Source organism: Evtepia sp. (genome assembly GCF_056797215.1).
The window spans coordinates 1-17144 of record NZ_JBQILM010000019.1; the positions used below are offsets into that span (position 1 = coordinate 1).

11 protein-coding genes are annotated in these 17144 nt (G+C 63.0%); 3 read left to right on the forward strand and 8 right to left on the reverse strand.

Features of this window, described 5'->3' with window-relative positions:
• The coding region (locus ACTOZL_RS05590) for a hypothetical protein (RefSeq protein ID WP_482477174.1) at positions 1–1371 on the forward strand (1371 nt) is incomplete at its 5' end.
• Here the strand turns inward: ACTOZL_RS05590 and ACTOZL_RS05595 are convergent.
• The 8 genes from ACTOZL_RS05595 to ACTOZL_RS05630 form a co-directional block, all read right to left on the reverse strand.
• Positions 1368–3044, reverse strand: a complete 1677-nt coding sequence (locus tag ACTOZL_RS05595; protein ID WP_482477176.1) for a penicillin-binding transpeptidase domain-containing protein — start codon at positions 3042–3044, stop codon at positions 1368–1370. The genes ACTOZL_RS05590 and ACTOZL_RS05595 overlap by 4 nt on opposite strands.
• A 44-nt stretch (positions 3045–3088) precedes the next feature.
• Complete coding sequence (locus ACTOZL_RS05600) at positions 3089–3571, reverse strand: hypothetical protein (RefSeq protein WP_482477177.1); 483 nt, start codon at positions 3569–3571, stop codon at positions 3089–3091.
• Positions 3572–3590: 19 nt separating this feature from the next.
• Positions 3591–4394, reverse strand: a complete 804-nt coding sequence (mreC, locus tag ACTOZL_RS05605; protein ID WP_482477178.1) for a rod shape-determining protein MreC — start codon at positions 4392–4394, stop codon at positions 3591–3593.
• A gap of 41 nt (positions 4395–4435) precedes the next feature.
• On the reverse strand, positions 4436–5020 hold the full coding sequence (locus ACTOZL_RS05610) for a Maf family protein (protein ID WP_482477179.1): 585 nt from the start codon (positions 5018–5020) through the stop codon (positions 4436–4438).
• A gap of 38 nt (positions 5021–5058) precedes the next feature.
• Positions 5059–5952, reverse strand: a complete 894-nt coding sequence (locus tag ACTOZL_RS05615) for a DUF4261 domain-containing protein (protein ID WP_482477180.1) — start codon at positions 5950–5952, stop codon at positions 5059–5061.
• A 72-nt stretch (positions 5953–6024) separates the two neighbouring features.
• A complete protein-coding gene (locus ACTOZL_RS05620) occupies positions 6025–6339 on the reverse strand; it encodes a hypothetical protein (protein WP_482477181.1) in 315 nt (104 codons plus the stop codon).
• 109 nt (positions 6340–6448) lie between these two features.
• Positions 6449–8701: a DNA gyrase subunit A gene (locus ACTOZL_RS05625; RefSeq protein WP_482477209.1), complete on the reverse strand. Its 2253-nt coding sequence runs from the start codon at positions 8699–8701 to the stop codon at positions 6449–6451.
• 58 nt (positions 8702–8759) lie between these two features.
• The gene (locus ACTOZL_RS05630; RefSeq protein WP_482477182.1) at positions 8760–10742 is read right to left on the reverse strand and encodes a DNA gyrase/topoisomerase IV subunit B; all 1983 of its coding nucleotides are present in this window, start codon (positions 10740–10742) and stop codon (positions 8760–8762) included.
• A 1112-nt stretch (positions 10743–11854) separates the two neighbouring features.
• Here ACTOZL_RS05630 and ACTOZL_RS05635 point away from each other — a divergent pair.
• The gene (locus tag ACTOZL_RS05635; RefSeq protein WP_482477183.1) at positions 11855–14476 is read left to right on the forward strand and encodes an ATP-binding protein; all 2622 of its coding nucleotides are present in this window, start codon (positions 11855–11857) and stop codon (positions 14474–14476) included.
• A 124-nt stretch (positions 14477–14600) separates the two neighbouring features.
• Entirely contained in the window at positions 14601–17084 is a 2484-nt protein-coding gene (locus tag ACTOZL_RS05640) for a response regulator (RefSeq protein WP_482477184.1), read from the forward strand.
• Positions 17085–17144 lie beyond the last annotated feature (60 nt).

Here is a 17144-nt window from a genome sequence, read left to right on the forward strand (position 1 = left end):
GCCTTGGCCGGAGGCCAGTTGGTCCGGGGCCATGAGGTGAAAACCATTTACGCCCTCCTCACCAGCGACCTGCGGGCGGACTTGCAGGCTTGGGTCCCCCTGGACGCCTGGGATGTCTCCGACGTCACCGCCCTGGTGGTGGTGCAAAGCGGCACCCCGCGCCAGGGCCCGGAGGTGGCCGCCTTGGAGAACCCGCCCCTGCTGTTCCTTCTGGACGGGGAGAAGCAAGTCCTCTACAAGCACACCCCCGGCAGCGGCAGCGATATCCCCAGCTCCGAGGAGGAGGTCCACGCCACCTTGGCCGCCTTGGAGGAGCAGATTGAACAGGCAGAATCAGAGGCCCAGGCCTACGCCCAGGAGAACAAGGACGCCGCCGCCTTTGCCCCCCTGGTGGACCGCTATCTGAAATACGACCCCGGCTTTCTGGACTCCCAGGACTTTTTCAATCTATGCAAGGGGAACCTGGTTCTGCTGGAATATGGCGGCTACCGCCGCACCCTCCGAAACCTGGAAACCCGTCTGGACACCCTGCGCCAGGCGGAGGACTTCGACGCCGCCACCGCCCTGCTGGACTCCGACCAGGAGCTTCAGCGCAAGATTTTGGAGCTGCGTTACCTGGCCTGGGAAATCCAGGGCAAATTGGCCCAGCAGGACCGGCGGGTGTTGTCCTCCCTGGCCGATGCCGCCCGGCAGGCCCAAAAGGACCCCGCCGCCCTCTTCACCCAGGACCACCTGCGCCAATGCCTCACCGCCGGGGAGGCAACGGTGGCCTGCGACGGCCTCCTGCGGCAGCAGCTTATGGTGGAACGCTCCTTAGCCGACCTGGAAGCCTGCACCCAGTCTGACAGCCTAGAGGAACGGGCCTATCTACAGGAGCGCAGCGACGTCATTGTCCTGGCCATGGCGGACTACGCCACCGCCCTCTACGATTCCGTGGCCAAGGACCAGGCCTGGAAGGACTTCCAAACCGCCCACGAGCAGGATTTGTCCGCCTACGACCAGGGCCTGGCCGCCGCCAAGGAACGGGCCGGGGCAAGCTATGAGACGGACCCGGAGTATGAAACCCTCCAACGCCAGTACGGGGGCACTGTCCAGGAGCAGCAGGACTTACAGGCCGCCGCCGAAGCCGCCAGCCAGGCCGCGGAGAAGGTGAAAAGTGACGTCCAAGCCAAGGTGGCAAAGCTGGACCGTCAGGAGAGCCAGCGCCTGGCCACCGTGGACGAAGAAATGCAAAAGGCCGCCCTCTACGACTACGTCTGCGCCATGACGCCCCCCACCGCCTCAGAGTATACGGTCCAGCCGGGGCAGTGGGGGCAGCTGGACGGCAGCTTTATCCCCTATTTGAACAGCATCCTGGGACGGGGCAGCTAATGGAAATAGGCCCCTAAAATCGCCGCCGCCGGGGCCCCCAGGGCTGTGCCGGAGCCCCCCTGCTCCACCACGATGGCCAATGCCACCTCCGGGGCCTCATAGGGGGCGAAGGCCACCAGCACGGCGTTGGCCAGCTCCGCCCCCGCCACCTGGGCGGAGCCGGTCTTGGCCCCCGCCGCCACCGGCAGCCCCCGGAAGGCCCCCGCCAAGGAGCCCTCCTGGGTCACCGCCAGCATCCCCGCCTTGATGGCCTCCAAATGCTCCCCTTCCAGGTCCAGGGACCCCAAGGGCTGGGGGGTGTAGGCCTCGGCGGCGGTTTTTTTCAACAGATGCACCTGCCAGCGGGTGCCGCCCCCTGCCAGGGTGGCGGTCATGTGGGCCAGCTGTAGGGGGGTGAAGCGGTTGTTCTCCTGGCCGATGGCCGCGGAGAGGACGCTGCCCTCGTACCATTTCTCCCCCAGGCTCTGGGTGTAGGCAGGCCCCGCCACCACCCCGGTCTGCTCCCCCGCCAGCTCAATGCCCGTCTCCTCCCCCAGGCCCAAGGCGTGGGCATAGCGGCCCAAGGTCTCGATGCCCAGCCGCCGCCCGGCGTCGTAAAAGAAGATGTTGCAGGAGTCGGCAATGGCCTGGCTGAGGGTCTCGGGGCCGTGGGTGCGCCCCTCCTCCCGGAAGATCCAGCACTGGGGCTGGGGGGTCTTGTAGTAGGTATAGCGGCCGGTGTCTAAAATCTCCGTCTCCGGGGTTACCACCCCCTCCTCCAAGGCGGCGGCGGCTGTCACCAGCTTGAAGGTGGAGCCCGGGGCGTACAGGCCCTGGATGGCCCGGTTCAACAGGGGGTGGTTGGGGTCCTGGGCCAGGGTGCTATAGTCCTGGGAAAACTGCTCCGTGGCATAGTCCGGCAGGCTCACCATGGCCAGGACGCCCCCGTCCCGGACATCCAGCACCACCGCCGCCGCCCCGGTGGCCTGGGGGTTTTTCTCCAAAGCCTCCACCAGGGCGGCCCGGGCGGCCGCTTGCAGGCTGCGGTCCAGGGTGAGGGTCACGTCCTGGCCTGCTGTGGGCGCCTGGGCATAGGCCCGCTTGGTGACCTGCCCCTGGCGGTCCCGTTCCACCAGGCGCACCCCAGGGCTGCCGTGGAGCAGGGACTCAAAGGCCCCCTCGGCCCCGTCCTTGCCCACCAGCTCATTGAGGGCGTAGCCCTGGTCCCGGTAGCGCTCCCACTCCGCCTGGCTCATGGCCCCCACCCGTCCTAAGAGCTGGGGGGCCAAATCCCCGCTGCCCTGGCGCCGGACAGCGGGGGAGAGGGACACCCCCTCCAACGCCTCCTCCTGAAGCCAGGCCAGCAGCAGGGCGTTGGGGGAGAGGATGTCCCCTTGGCCGTCCCAATCCACCTCCGCCTCCCGGCACAGGGCCCTTAGGCGGCGGCGGACGGCAGCGTCACAATCCTCCCCCACCACCACAGTCCAGGACACTTGGTCCTGGGCTAAAATATTGCCCTTGCAGTCCAGCAGCTTCCCCCGGGCCGCCGGTACCGTTTCCAGCTCCGCAATGCTGCGCTGGGATTTTTCATAATACGCCGCCCCGGCGGTGATTTGCAGCCGCCAGAGCAGCACCCCAAAGGCCAGCAGGACCAGGGGGAAGAGCAGGTAGAGGGAGCGGAAGCGTGAATCCATAACGGGTCTCCTTTCCGTGGCATTGCATCGTGTTGGGGCAGCCCCTATGGGGCGGGGCAGCCCCTGTTCCGGCGTCTGAGCAGCCCACACAGGGCCACAAGCCCCTCCGCCACCGGCACCGCCAGGGCGCACAGGACCCATTCCTTGGCCCCCAGCACCAGGGCCCCCAGGGGGGCGCCGCTGCCTGCCAGGTGCCCCAGCACCAGCAGCAGTTCATAGCCAGCCAGCACCGGCAGGCACAGCAGCCACCGCCGGGGGGCCCCGTCCCCCCGGGGAAAGAGGCCCCCCGCCGCGCCCCCTGCCAGGGGCAGCAGGGCAAAGCCGCTGAGGCCGCCCCCCAGGGCCAGGGACAGAACGCCCCCCAAAAGGCCTGCCGCCACCCCCCGTCCGGGGCCATAGCGCTGGCCCAGGACACACACCACCGGGGGCAGCAGCAGGGGATGTACCCCCTGCACCCGTACCCCCACCAGCAGCAGCTGTCCCACCAGGGCCAGCACCACCGCCAGGGCACAGCCCAGGCGCGTCATTTGCCATCCCTCCTATCCATCAAAAGGCCGTCACCACAAACACCTGCCCCAGGTGCTCCAAATCCGCCGCCGGGGTCACCACCGCCGTGGAGAGGAGGCCGCCGGGGTCCGGGGCCAGGGAGGTGACGGTGCCCACCAGGAGCTTGGCCGGGTATTTGCCCCCCTGGGAGAAGGTCACCACCCCCTCCCCAAGCTGCCCCTGCTGCCCCTGGCTGAGGTCCGTAAAGGCCAGCACCCCCGCCTGCATCAGGTCCAGGCGGCCCTCCAAGGCCCCCAGGGCTTCGGAGACGGTGCCCTGGCCGGAGAGGGAAAGGCTGGGGTCTGTCACCAGGGCCACCGTGGCCCAGTCCTCCCCGGCCTCCTCCACCCGGCCCACCAGGGCCCCCTGGGCGTCAATGACGCACTGCCCGGCCTGGATGTTTTCCCGGCTGCCCTTGTCCAAGGTGACGCAGGCCCGCCAGTTGTCGGGGCTGCGGGACAGGACCCAGGCGTCGGTGAGCTGCAAGGGCTGTTCCCCGCTGTCCAGGGACAGCAGGGCCCGGAGGCGTTGGTTCTCCCCCTGGGCCAGCTCCCCGGCCCGGGCCGCCGCCTCCCCCTGGGCCAGGGCCTGGCGCAGGGCCTGGTTCTCCGCTTGGAGGGCCTCCATCCCGGCGAGATAGCGCTTGCCCTGGGCCAGGGCCTCGCTTCCTGCCGAAAAAAGGCGATGAAAGGGCCGCGACACCCTCTCCCCCACCTGCCGCAGCGGCCCGGGGGCGTTGGGGAACAACGTCCACACGGCCGCTGCCAGCAGGCTCAGAGACAGCGCCGCGGCAGCAATACCCATCCATTTTTTCCCGTTCAAAAGCTGTTCCTTTCTCCAAAGCGTCACCGGGCCGCCAGGGCCAGGCAGTCAATGCCAAACTGGAGCAGGATGTGCCCCAGGCGGCATATAGGCAGACCCACCACATTGGTGTAGTCCCCCTCCACCCCCTCCACCAGCAGCGCCCCCAGGCCTTGGAGGCCGTAGGCCCCCGCCTTGTCCATGGGCTCGCCGCTGCGGACATAGCAGTGGATTTCCTCCTCGGTGAGGGGCCGGAAGCGCACCTGGGTGGCCTCCGCCTGGGTGACGGTGAAGTCCCCCTGGCATACGCTCACCCCGGTGTAGACCTGGTGGACCCGGCCGGAGAGGCGGCGGAGCATCTCCCGGGCCTGGGCCTGGCTGCCGGGCTTGCCCAGCACGTCCCCGTCCAGCACCACCACGGTGTCCGCCCCGATGACGATGGCGTCCTCGCTCTCCCGCTGGGCCACCCAGCGGGCCTTTTCCCGGGAGAGGGTTTTTACCAGCTCCTCCGGGGTGGCGGCGGAAAAGGCCTCCTCGTCCACTTGGGACGCTTTGGTGGTAAACTCCAATCCCAGCCGCCCCAGCAGTTCCTTGCGGCGGGGGGATTGGGATGCTAACACTAGTTTCATACGATTCCTCCGTTTTTATACCAGGGCAGCGGGAAAATTTACCGCCCCCCGGCGGCGTATTCCCCCATGCACACGTCCAGCACCGCCCGCGCCGGGGCGACCAGGGCCTCCTCAAAGTGGCAAGGCCACTGGACCTCCGGGGCCAGCTGCCCGTCCACAACCCCGTCGATGCTGTCGCCGTCCTTCATGGGGCAGTCGTTGTTGAGCAGGTAGCTGGCCAGGCTGTAGGCATGGTTCACCACCCAGTTGGGGTCCATGTGGTGGAAGTGGTATTGCAGGTCCTCAATGTACAGCAAGCTCAGGCCCAGGGTGTCCACCACCTGGTCCTGGGTGCCGGTGATGTTGAAGAAACGGGCATTCACCACGAAATTCACATAGCGGTCCGGGCCTGTGGCCTGGCTGTTTCGGATGTCCTGGGCCAGGAGCAGCTTGCCGGAGTTGATGAAATACACCGCCTCACAGCTGGGGTAGAGCTCCAACAGGGCTTCCAGATAGTCCATGAGCAGGTCCGCCCGCTCCCGGCTGGGCAAGCCCCCCGCCATCAGGTCGTGGGCCAGGACGGCATAGCGGCATTCCTCCAACAGGCGGTCCCGCTCCCCCTGGCAGTCCCACATCTGGGCCCGCTTGTCCTTCCCAATGTTCCGCCCCTGGAAGGGCTCACAGCCCAGGATGGACAGCTGCACCGGCAGCCTGCCCTCCTTGAACTGGGCGGTGTGGTCCAGGGCGGCGAAAAGGGCGGCGGTCTCCCCCCGCACGGGCTCCACCGCCCCCACGTGGGCTTGAAGCACCGCCTGCATCTGCGCTTCAGGGGGCAGGGGGGCCCGGTCCTTCATCAATAGCTGCATCATGAATACCCCGCCAGGACGGATACTGGGGTCCATCTCCCTCTCCTGGACAGGCTCCTGGGCTGGGGTGGGTTCCTGTTTACGCATGGTGTCCTCCTCCTTTGGTCACAGTCCTAAATCAAAAGGCCCCCGGACCAACAGGCGGTCCGGGGGCGGTGTTCACTGCTCAAGCCCTTTCTCAGGGCCAGGGTGCCCTTTCAGCAAATCCGCGTATTGCTGCCGCTCTGCCTCCGGGACTTCCAGCACCGTCATGGCCTGTTCGGCAGACAGCCCCATATTTTTCATCAGGCTTTGCAGGTTGGAGAGGGTTCGCTCTGCCATACCTTTTGCCATACCCTCTGCGCGGCCCTTGGCTATACCCTCCGCGCGGCCCTTGGCTATACCCTCCGCGCGGCCCTTGGCCACACCCTTGCGCATCACGCCTTCGCTCAGATTACACATAGACGACACCTCCTCATCCAGTTTCTGCGTCATTGGGATGTCATACTCATCCTCTAAGATTTTCTTTTTGTCCACTACGCTTCTTTGGGTTCATTGTACCGTAGACGGAAACCAGCGTCAAGGGCTTTCTATCTGGAAGGCCTCACAGCTCCATGGCCAGCTGGGTATCCCCCTGGTCCTCGGCTTTCAGGAGGGCCCCCGCCGCCGGGAGGCTCCGGGCCCGGTAGCGGGAGAGGTTCACGATTTGGCTCCCCGCCAGGGGCTGGGCATGCTGGACGGTATTGCTCTTTTTCAGGCTCATCACCTGGACCCCCTGGGTGCTGCGGGTGCTCTTGGGGGGGATCTGCCCGGCGGTGAAGATCAGGGCGCGGCCCTCGGTGGAGGTGAGCACATACCCGTCCTCCCCCCCCCCCAGGGGCAGGATGCCCACCAGGGGGCTCTTGTCGGAATAGGCCCCGGTGAGCTTTTTCCGCTTGGTGACGGTTTTATAGGCGCTCAGGGGCACCCGGGCCACCTTTCCGTTCTGGAAGCAGAACAACAGCTCCCCGGCGTAGTCCTCCCCAGGCAGGAGGGCGCAGGCGATGCTCTCCCCCTCCTCCATTTCCAGCTTGGCGGGGAGGTAGTCCCCCAGGACACTGGCCTTGCTGTCGTCAAAGCTGTGGAGCCAGGTCTTGTAGCACTGCTGGCGGTTGGTGAAAAGGAGCAGCTCCGCGGCATTGCTGGTCTCAAAGTGGTAGGCGGGGCCGTCCCCCTCCTTATACCGCTGCTCCCCAGACATGCGCAAAGACTGGGGGGTGATCTTTTTCAAATACCCCTCCTGGGAGAGGAAGAGGTGGACAGGGTAGTCCGGCACCTGCTCCCCCTGGGGGGCGTCCTTGGGCAGGTCCTGGGCCTGGACAATCTCTGTGCGCCGGGGCTGGGCGTACTTGTCCCGGACCTCCTCCAACTGCCGGATGATCTCCTTCCGAATCCGCTTGGGCTTGGACAGCAGGTCCTGCAAGTCGGCAATGTCCGCCGCCAGCTGTTCCCGCTCGGCGGTGCGCTTTAGGATGTACTCCTTGTTGATGTTGCGCAGGCGGATGTCCGCCACATACTCCGCCTGGGGCTCGTCCAGGGAAAAGGCCTCCATCAAGTTGGGCACCACCTGGCTGTCCTGCTCGGTGTTGCGGATGATGGCAATGGCCCGGTCCATGTCCAGGAGGATGGCCTCTAGGGCGGTGAGAAGGTGGAGCTTCTCCTCCTTCTGCTTCAAGGTAAAGCGGGCGCAGCGGGCCACGCAGTCCGCGCGCCAGTCTGTCCAGCGGTCCAAGAGCTCCCCCACGCCGCAGACCTTGGGCATGCCCTCCAGGAGGACGTTGAAGTTGCAGGCGAAGGCGTCTTGCAGGGGGGTGGCCTTGAAGAGCTTTTGCATCAAGGCCTCCGGGTCGGTGCCCCGCTTCAGGTCGATGGCAATCTTCAGGCCGGAGAGGTCGGTCTCGTCCCGCATGTCGGAGACTTCCTTCAGCTTCCCCGCCTTCATCAGCTCCGCCGCCTTGTCTAAAATCGCCTCCACGGTGGTGGTGTAGGGGATTTCAAAAATCTCTATGAGGTTTTCTTCCTTCACATAGCGCCACTTGGCCCGGACCTTAAAGGAGCCCCGGCCACTGCGGTAAATCTCCGAGAGCTCACGGCGGTCATAGAGGAGCTGGCCGCCGGTGGGGAAGTCGGGGGCTTTCAGGGTATCCAACAGCTCCGCCTCCGGGTCCCGGATGCGCTGGATGGCCGCGTCACAGACCTCCCCCAGGTTGAAGCCGCACAGGTTGGAGGCCATGCCCACGGCGATGCCCATATTGGCGGACACCAGGATATTGGGGAAGCTGGTGGGCAGGAGCACCGGCTCGGTGAGGGTGCCGTCGTAGTTGGGCACGAAGTCCACCACGTTCTTGTCGATATCCCGGAAGAGCTCCTGGCAGACCCCGTCCAGCTTCACCTCGGTATACCGGGAGGCGGCGTAGGCCATATCCCGGGAGTACACCTTGCCAAAGTTGCCTTTGGAGTCCACAGGGGGGTGCAGGAGGGCCCCGTAGCCCCTGGACAGGCGCACCATGGTCTCGTAGATGGCCCCGTCCCCGTGGGGGTTGAGCTTCATGGTGGCCCCCACCACGTTGGCGGATTTGGTGCGGTTGCCGGAGAGGAGCTTCATCTGGTACATCGTATAGAGGAGCTTCCGGTGGGAGGGCTTGAAGCCGTCGATCTCCGGGATGGCACGGGAGACGATGACGCTCATGGCGTAGGGCATGTAGTTGATTTCCAGGGTATCGGTGATGGGCTGCTCCACCACCTGGCCGTGGAGGCCCATGACCCCGGTGGGTTCGGGGCGCTTGCGCTCTTTGGGGGGTTGTTTTTTACGTGCTATGAATAACACTCCCTTTCAGGCAGGTTTGGGCGGCAGCCCAACATACCCGTCGTACAAATCAAGAAATATCTGCCAAATCCAAATACTTGTGGCCGTTTTCGGCGATATGGTCTTTGCGGCCCTGGGCGTTTTCCCCCAGGAGCAGGTCGAACATCTGGGCTGTGCGCTCTGCCTCGCTGGGCATCACCCGGATGAGGCGGCGGGTTTCGGGGTTCATGGTGGTCATCCACATCATCTCCGGGTCGTTCTCGCCCAAGCCCTTGGAGCGCTGGATGGTCACTTTCTTCTGCGCAATCTGGGCCAAAATCTCCGCCTTCTCCTTTTCGGAATAGGCAAACCAGGTCTTGCCCCCGGCGCCGATCTCATAGAGGGGGGATTCCGCGATGTACACATAGCCCTCCTGGATCAGGGTGGGGGTGAGCCGCCAGAGCATGGTCAAAATCAGGGTGCGGATTTGGTAGCCGTCCACGTCGGCGTCGGTACAGATGACGATTTTATTCCAGCGCAGGTTTTCCAGGTTGAACAGGGAGAGGTCCTTGTTGTGCTTGTCCTTTACCTCCACCCCGCAGCCCATGACCTTTAACAGGTCGGTGATGATCTCGCTTTTGAAGATTTTCCCATAGTCCGCTTTCAGGCAGTTCAAAATCTTCCCGCGGACAGGCATAATCCCCTGGAACTCCGCGTCCCGGCCCAGCTTCACCGAGCCCAGGGCGGAGTCGCCCTCCACGATGTACAGCTCCCGGCGCTTCACGTCCTTGGTGCGGCAGTCCACAAACTTGTGGACCCGGTTGGCCAAATCCACAGACCCCGCCAGGCTCTTGCTCTTGATGGTGAGGCGGGCTTTCTCCCCGGCCTCCCGGCTGCGCTTGCTCACCAGGATCTGCCGGGCGGCCTCCTCCACAGCCTGGGGGTTTTCCAGCAGGAAGATTTGGAGCTGTTCCTTGAGGAAGTCCGTCATGCCCTCCTGGATGAAGCGGTTATTCACCGCCTTTTTCGTCTGGTTCTCATAGGAGGTCTGGGTGGAGAAGTTGTTGGAGACAAAGATCAAGGTCTCCTGGATATCCGGCCAGGTGATTTTGGCCTCGCTTTTGGTGTACTTGCCGTTCTGCTTCAGCCAGCCGTCCATGGCGGAGAGGAAGGCGGAACGCATGGCCTTTTCCGGGGCCCCCCCGTGCTCTAGGAAGGAGGAGTTGTGGTAGTGCTCCACGGCGTGCTGCGCGGCGCAGAAGCAGAAGGCGCAGGAGAGCTTGACCTTATACTCCGGCTTGTCCGGCCGGTCCCGGCCGCTGCGCTCGGCGTTCCAGAACTGGATGGGGGTATGGGGGTTCTCTCCCGCCAGCTCCGCCACATAGTCGGCGATGCCGTGCTCATATTGGAACAAGGTCTCGGCAAAGCCCTCTGCCCCCTGGCTGCGGAAGCGGAACAGGATTCCGGCGTTTACCACCGCCTGGCGGCGCAGGACATCGGTGAAGTAGTCCTCGGGGATGTCCGTCTGGGTAAAGACCTCCAAGTCCGGCAGCCAGGTGATGGAGGTGCCGGTCTGTTTCTTTTTCGCAGGGCTCACCTGCATCTCCCCCACCAGGGAGCCGCGCTCAAAGTGGAGGTCGTAGCGCTTGCCGTCCCGGTGGACGGTGACGTCCATAAAGCGGGAGGCATACTGGGTGGCACAGGCCCCCAGGCCGTTGAGGCCTAAGGAGTACTCATAGTTCTCGCCGCTGAGGTTGTCGTATTTGCCCCCGGCGTAGAGCTCGCAAAAGACCAGCTCCCAGTTGAACTTGCCCATCTTCTCGTTCCAGTCCACAGGGCAGCCCCGGCCGAAGTCCTCCACCTGGATGCGGCCGTCCTGGTAGCGGGTGACGATGATCTCCTTGCCGTAGCCCTCCCGGGCCTCGTCGATGGCGTTGGATAAAATTTCAAAGACGGCATGCTCGCAGCCTTCCAGGCCGTCGGAGCCGAAAATCACGCCGGGCCGTTTGCGGACCCGGTCGGCCCCCTCCAGCATGGAGATGGAGTCATTGCCGTATTGCTTGCTTTCAGGCATGTAGTGTGGTTCTCCTTGATTCATTCATTGTCTTTTATCTTACTCTATAGAAAAGGGAAGTGTCAAGGGAAGAAAGGGGGGAAACTCCGGGGGAGAGGGGGGATTTTGTCCCAGAAGGTGGTTGACAACAGAGGGGCATGTTAGTATAATAGACGCAGAAGGGCGCTGTTACGGCGGTTGGCCCAACATTAAATCAACTTATGAAAAGTTGACCGTCCGGGTGCCTTCCGGGCGGTCAACCTGCTTTTATGGACAGCACAACCAGCGAAACCGCCAGGCATGCTAGAACACGAAGCACAAAACGTACTCGGTCTTTCCACATCCGCTACCACCTCCCCCTTATTTTGTCTTTGCTTAGGGGTACAATCGGTGGGCCAACCGCCTATGTAACAGCGCTCTTCTCTCCCCGCTGGCTGCGGGGCAACTCTATTATACTGGCACATAGGGCTTCCTGTCAACTCTCCACGAAACCATGTGGAAAAAGGGGACAGGTTTTCTTGCCGGTATATGGTTGACAACAGACGGGCATGTTAGTATAATGGACGCAGAAGGGCGCTGTTACGGCAGTTAGCCCACAACAGACATCAACTTTACGTTGACCGTCCGGGTGCTAGCCGGGCGGTCAACACGCTTTTGCAGTCATGAGCAAGGCCAACACTGCTGTGCACGCCAAGGCGCGCAGCAAAAGCAGGAGCTTCTCTTTCCACATCCGCAGCCACCTCCCCCCTATTTTATCTTTGCTTAGGGGTACAATCGGTGGGCCAACCGCCTATGTAACAGCGCTCTTCTCTCCCCGCTGGCTGCGGGGCAACTCTATTATACTGGCACATAGGGCTTCCTGTCAACTTTCCTCGAAAAGAATAAAGCGCTCACAGCGGGCAGTGGTTCGGAGAAGGCCGGACCACTGCTTTTTTCTTATCTTCTGCCGCTTATGATTGACAGGATGGAAAGCGCATGATATCATGACAGGGATTTTTAAACGTTACGGCGAAGATGACAACATAAGACAGAATGATACCTATATTTTAAGGGAGGGGACGTGTTTTCCGCTCCCCCCTGGACTTCGCTGTGGTAACGATGGCCGGGAAGCGGCCTATGTGGAGGGCAGGAATATGGATCATCCAGAAGGGCTTCGGGCACAGGCAGGAGACGCCACCCCAAGCGTCGAGGCCCAGGGGCATTATACCAGAGGGATACAGAGCGTCCAGGACCTGGAAGCCGTGATCAACGAGGGCCTGCGTGCCGCGCTGTTGGAGGAAGCGCCGGACCAGGCCCTAGAGGTGCTGCTCCAGCACCTGGGAAATGCGCTGAAGGGGGAACGGACCTATATCTTTGAGCAAAACGCCTCCGGCTGCGACGACAACACCTATGAGTGGACGGCCCACGGGGTGGAGCCGGAGAAGGAACAGCTCCAAAACCTCCCCCCGGAGGTGTGCGCCAGCTGGTACCGGAATTTTAGGATCGGCAAGCATATCGTCATCAAGGACTTGGAGGACATCCGGGAAGCCGAGCCCCTGCTCCATCATACCCTGAAACGGCAGGGCATCCGTTCCCTTGTGGTGGTCCCCCTGTATGACGGCCAGGCCATCATTGGCTTTTATGGCGTGGACAATCCCCCGGTCAAGCTGCTGGAATACGCCTCCAATATCCTCCAAACAGCGGCCTATTTTATCGTATCCGCCCTCCGGCGGCGCAACCTGTTCCGGGAGCTGCAAAAGCGCAGCTATAACGTGCTCCACGCCCTCAGCGTGGACTACCTGGGCATCTATGAGGTGAACTTCGACACAGGGGAGTGCGAGGTCTACCGGAACAGCGAGCAGGTGCGGGTGGATTGGGCCGCCCAGTTCCAGGCGGGCTACCAGCAGGCCATGGAGGGGTACATTTCCACCTATGTCATCCCCAAGGACCAGGCCCGGCTGCGGGCCATGACGAAAAAGGACTATGTGCTGGCACAGCTCCGGGCGGAGAAGAAGTTCTCGGTCCGCTACCAGGTGCAGGACAGCGCCTCCGGCCTGAAGCACCTGGAAATCCACTTCTCCGCCACGGAACGGACCCAGGAGGAGCCCTGCGCCATTTTTGCCCAGCGGGACGTCAACGCCGTGGTGGAGCAGGAGGAGAAGTACAAGCTGGAAGCCAGGCAGAGCCTAGAGGACATCCTAGAGGGGGCCAGGACGGGCATTTGGACCATCGAGCTGGAGGACGGCTGCCTGCCCAGGATGTACGCCGACCGGACCATGCGCATCCTCCTGGGGGTGCCCGACGAGATCGAGCCGGAAGCCTGCTACCAGCACTGGTTTGAACGCATCGAACCGGACTATGTGAAGATGGTACAGGAGACGGTGCAGGAAATCCTGAAAACCGGACGGGCCGAGGGGACCTATCCCTGGAACCACCCGACCCTGGGAAAGCTTTACGTCCGCTGCGGCGGGGTGCCCGACCATACATTTAAGAAACCGGGGGTCTGCCTGAACGGCTACCACCAGGACATCACAGAGACCATGATGACCAGGAAGCGCCAGGAGCAATCCATTTTGGAGCTGCTGGAACGGGTGCGGCAGGCAAACTCGGCCAAAAGCGAGTTCCTCTCCCACATGTCCCACGACCTGCGCACCCCCATCAACGGCATCCTGGGCATGCTGGCCATCCTGGAAAAAAGCCAGGACGACCCAGAACAGCAGGAGGCCTGCCGGAGGAACATCCGGGTGTCCACGCAGCACCTGCTGTCCCTGGTGAACGACGTCCTCCAAGTCAGCAAGCTAGAGAGCGGGAGGCCGGCGGAGGTGGAGGAGCCCTTTGACCTCCATGCCATCCTAGAGGACTGCATCGCCATCCTCTCCCCCATGGCCCAGGAGCAGGAAATCCAGCTGGAATGGGAGGCCTCGGGCCTGGAACACACCAGGCTGCTGGGCAACCCCCTCCATTGGAAGCAAATCCTGATGCACGTGATGGACAACGCCCTGAAGTACAACCAGCCCCATGGCTCCGTCTTTGTCCGGGCAGAGGAGACCGGCTTCCAGGCCGGGAAGGCAAGCTACCGCTTTACCGTCAAGGACACTGGCATTGGCATCGGGGAGGAGTTCAAGGCCCACATTTTCGAGCCCTTCACCCAGGAGCACCAGGGCGCCAGGACCAACTACCACGGCGTTGGCCTTGGGATGTCCATCGTCAAGAAGCTGGTGGACCAGATGAAGGGGAGCATCTCTGTGGACAGCCAGGTGGGCAAGGGGAGCGTGGTCCAAATCACCCTGCCTGCCCGGGTGGATGAGGCCTGGGACGGGCAGTCTGCGCAGGAGCAGGATATCCAGGATGTCCAGGGCAAGATCGCCGGGATGCGGGTGCTCCTGGTGGAGGACAATGAGATCAACTGCGAAATCGTGGAATTCATCCTTCAGGAGGCGGGGGCAGAGGTGGTCACCGCCAAGGACGGGAAGGCCGCCGTGGACGCCTTCACAGCCTCCCCCCCAGGGGCCTTCGACTGCATCCTCATGGACCTGATGATGCCGGTGATGAGCGGCTATGAGGCGGCCCGGGTGATCCGCGGCCTGGACCGGAACGACGCCAAGGCCGTGCCCATCATTGCCCTGTCCGCCAACGCCTTTGAGGAGGACATTGTCCTGGCAAAGGACGCCGGGATGAATGCCCATCTGGCAAAGCCGGTGGACATCCACAAAATGTTCCAGGCGATGGTCCGGCACATGAGGCAAAGCCCCAGCACCCAAACAACACAAACATGACACACTTCGGAGATAGAACCCTATGAAACACAAGACTTTGCCGCGCCCCTTAAAAATCAGCATAGCGGTGATCCTCTGTTTGACGGTTTTTGTATTTTCCTCTCTTGGCATGTCCATCCACACCATGAGCGAAAACACCATTGAGGATATCGGCATGGATTACATGGAGGGGATGAACCAGCAGGTGTCCCTGCACTTTAAGACCATCATCGAGCTGCGCCTGACCATGGCGGAATCCATCGCCCACATTGCCGAAGGGGACAAAGACTCCGGCTATGGCTCAAAAGGGGAGATAGAGTATGGCGCAAGGGCCAGGCATTTCCTCTGCGCCGCCCTCTACTCCGCCGACGGCAGCCTTGAGCCCATTTACGGCGACTCTGTGACGCTGAACCACCCCGCGGCGTTTTTGGAGAGCATGCGCAAGGGGGAGCGCAGGGCGGCCTCCGCCGTGGACAGCAGCGGGGAGGGTGTCATTCTGTTCGGCGTCCCCTGCAAATACCCCATGTCCGACGGCAGGGAGAGCATGGCCATGGTGGTGGGCCTCTCCACCAAATACATGGGGGAGGTGCTTTTCCTGGACTCCGACCACTCCCTGATGTACTCCTTCGTCATACGCAAGGACGGCAGCTACGTGGTGGGGAACGAGGGCGATGTCTACCACAACTATTTTGACCGGCTCAACAGCATCCTTGGCAGCCAGGACCAGGAGGCCGCCGACGCCATTGCCCAGATGTCCAGCGCCATGGAGGCGGGCACAGATTATTCTGTGATCCTGAAAATCGGCGGCTCCCGGCACCACCTGTACTGCACCAGCCTCCCCTATTGCGACTGGTACCTGGTGACAGTCCTCCCCTTTGAGGGGCTGGACCAGGAGATTTCAGGGATGAGCGGGCGTTGGCTCACCATGGTCTATGCCGGCTCCTTTGCCATCATTGCCATGCTCCTGTTCCTCTTCTTCCAGTACCGGAAGTTCTTCCGGGTACAGGTGGCCCAGCTCAAGCGCATGAACCAGGAGATGGACGCGGCCCGGAAGGCGGCGGAAAAGGCCCGGAAGGAAGCCGAGCATGCCAACGCGGCCAAGCAGGACTTCCTGTCCAGCATGAGCCACGACATCCGCACCCCCATGAACGCCATCATCGGCATGACCGCCATCGCCGCCAACCATGTACACGACCCCCAGCAGGTCCAGGACTACCTGCGGAAAATCGCCCTGTCCAGCAAGCACCTGCTGGGCCTCATCAACGACGTGTTGGATATCTCCAAAATCGAGAGCGGCAAAATGACGCTGAATGTTGAGCCGGTGTCCCTCCGGGAGGTCTTGGACAGCATGGTCAACATCATCCAGCCCCAGGTCAAGGACAAAAAGCAGCACTTCGACGTCATTGCCTATGACATCCTCTCAGAGCATGTGTGCTGTGACAGCATACGGCTGAACCAGGTGCTCATCAACCTGCTGGGGAACGCCGTGAAATTCACCCCGGAGGGCGGGGCCATCCAGGTGACGGTATACCAGGAGGCATTGCCGGAGGAGCCGGACTGTGTCCGCACCCACTTCCTGGTGCGGGACACGGGGATTGGCATGTCAAAGGCCTACCAGAAGGTCATTTTTGAGTCCTTCAGCCGGGAGGACAACAGCCGGGTCCGGAAAACCGAGGGCTCCGGCCTGGGCATGGCCATCACCAAGTACATAGTGGACGCCATGGGCGGCAGCATCTCTGTCCGCAGTGAACAGGGGGAGGGCAGCGAGTTCCATGTGGCCCTGGACCTGGTAAAGGCCCAGGAAGCGCCAGGGGGGCCGGTGCCCCCGGGCTGGACGGTGCTGGTGGTGGATGGCGACCAGCGCACCTGCGCCAGCACCGCCCAGGTGCTGCGGTCCATGGGGGTCCAGGCGGAGTGGTGCCTGGACGCCGGGCAGGCCCGGGCACAGGTCCAGGAGCGCCAGCAGCGGGGGGAGGGCTACCAGATGGTCCTTCTGCACCGGACGCTGCCGGACATGGACGGGGTGGAGGCCGCCCGGGCCATCCGGGCAGACTGGGGGGAAGCCAGCCCGCTCCTTCTGCTCACCGCCTGCGATTGGAGCGAGGTGGAGGCCCAGGCCAGGGAGGCGGGGGTCTCCGGCTTCCTCTCCCGGCCGCTGTTCCCCTCCACCCTGCGGAACGCCCTGAGCGCATTTGCCGGCACCACCCATGAGGCCGCGGCCAGCACTGGGGACGAAGTGGACCGGATGCTGTGTGGAAAGCGCATCCTGTTGGCGGAGGACAACGAGCTGAACTGGGAGGTGGCACAGGAGCTGCTCTCCGTCCTGGAACTGGACTTGGAGCGGGTGGAAAACGGGGCGCTATGCGTGGAACGGTTCCAGGCATCCCCGGTGGGGTATTACGACGCCATCCTCATGGACGTGCGCATGCCCATCATGGACGGCTACGAGGCCACCATGGCCATCCGGGGGCTGGAACGCCGGGACGCAAGCCTGCCCATCATTGCCATGACCGCCGACGCCTTTTCCGAGGACATCCAAAAGTGCTTAGACTGCGGCATGGACGACCACCTGGCCAAGCCCATTGACATCCAGAACGTGGCCAGCAAGCTGAAAAAATATTTGAAATAAACGCCATAGAGAGAGAACACAGGCGGCCTATCTCGTTGATAGGCCGCCTGTGTTGTCTTA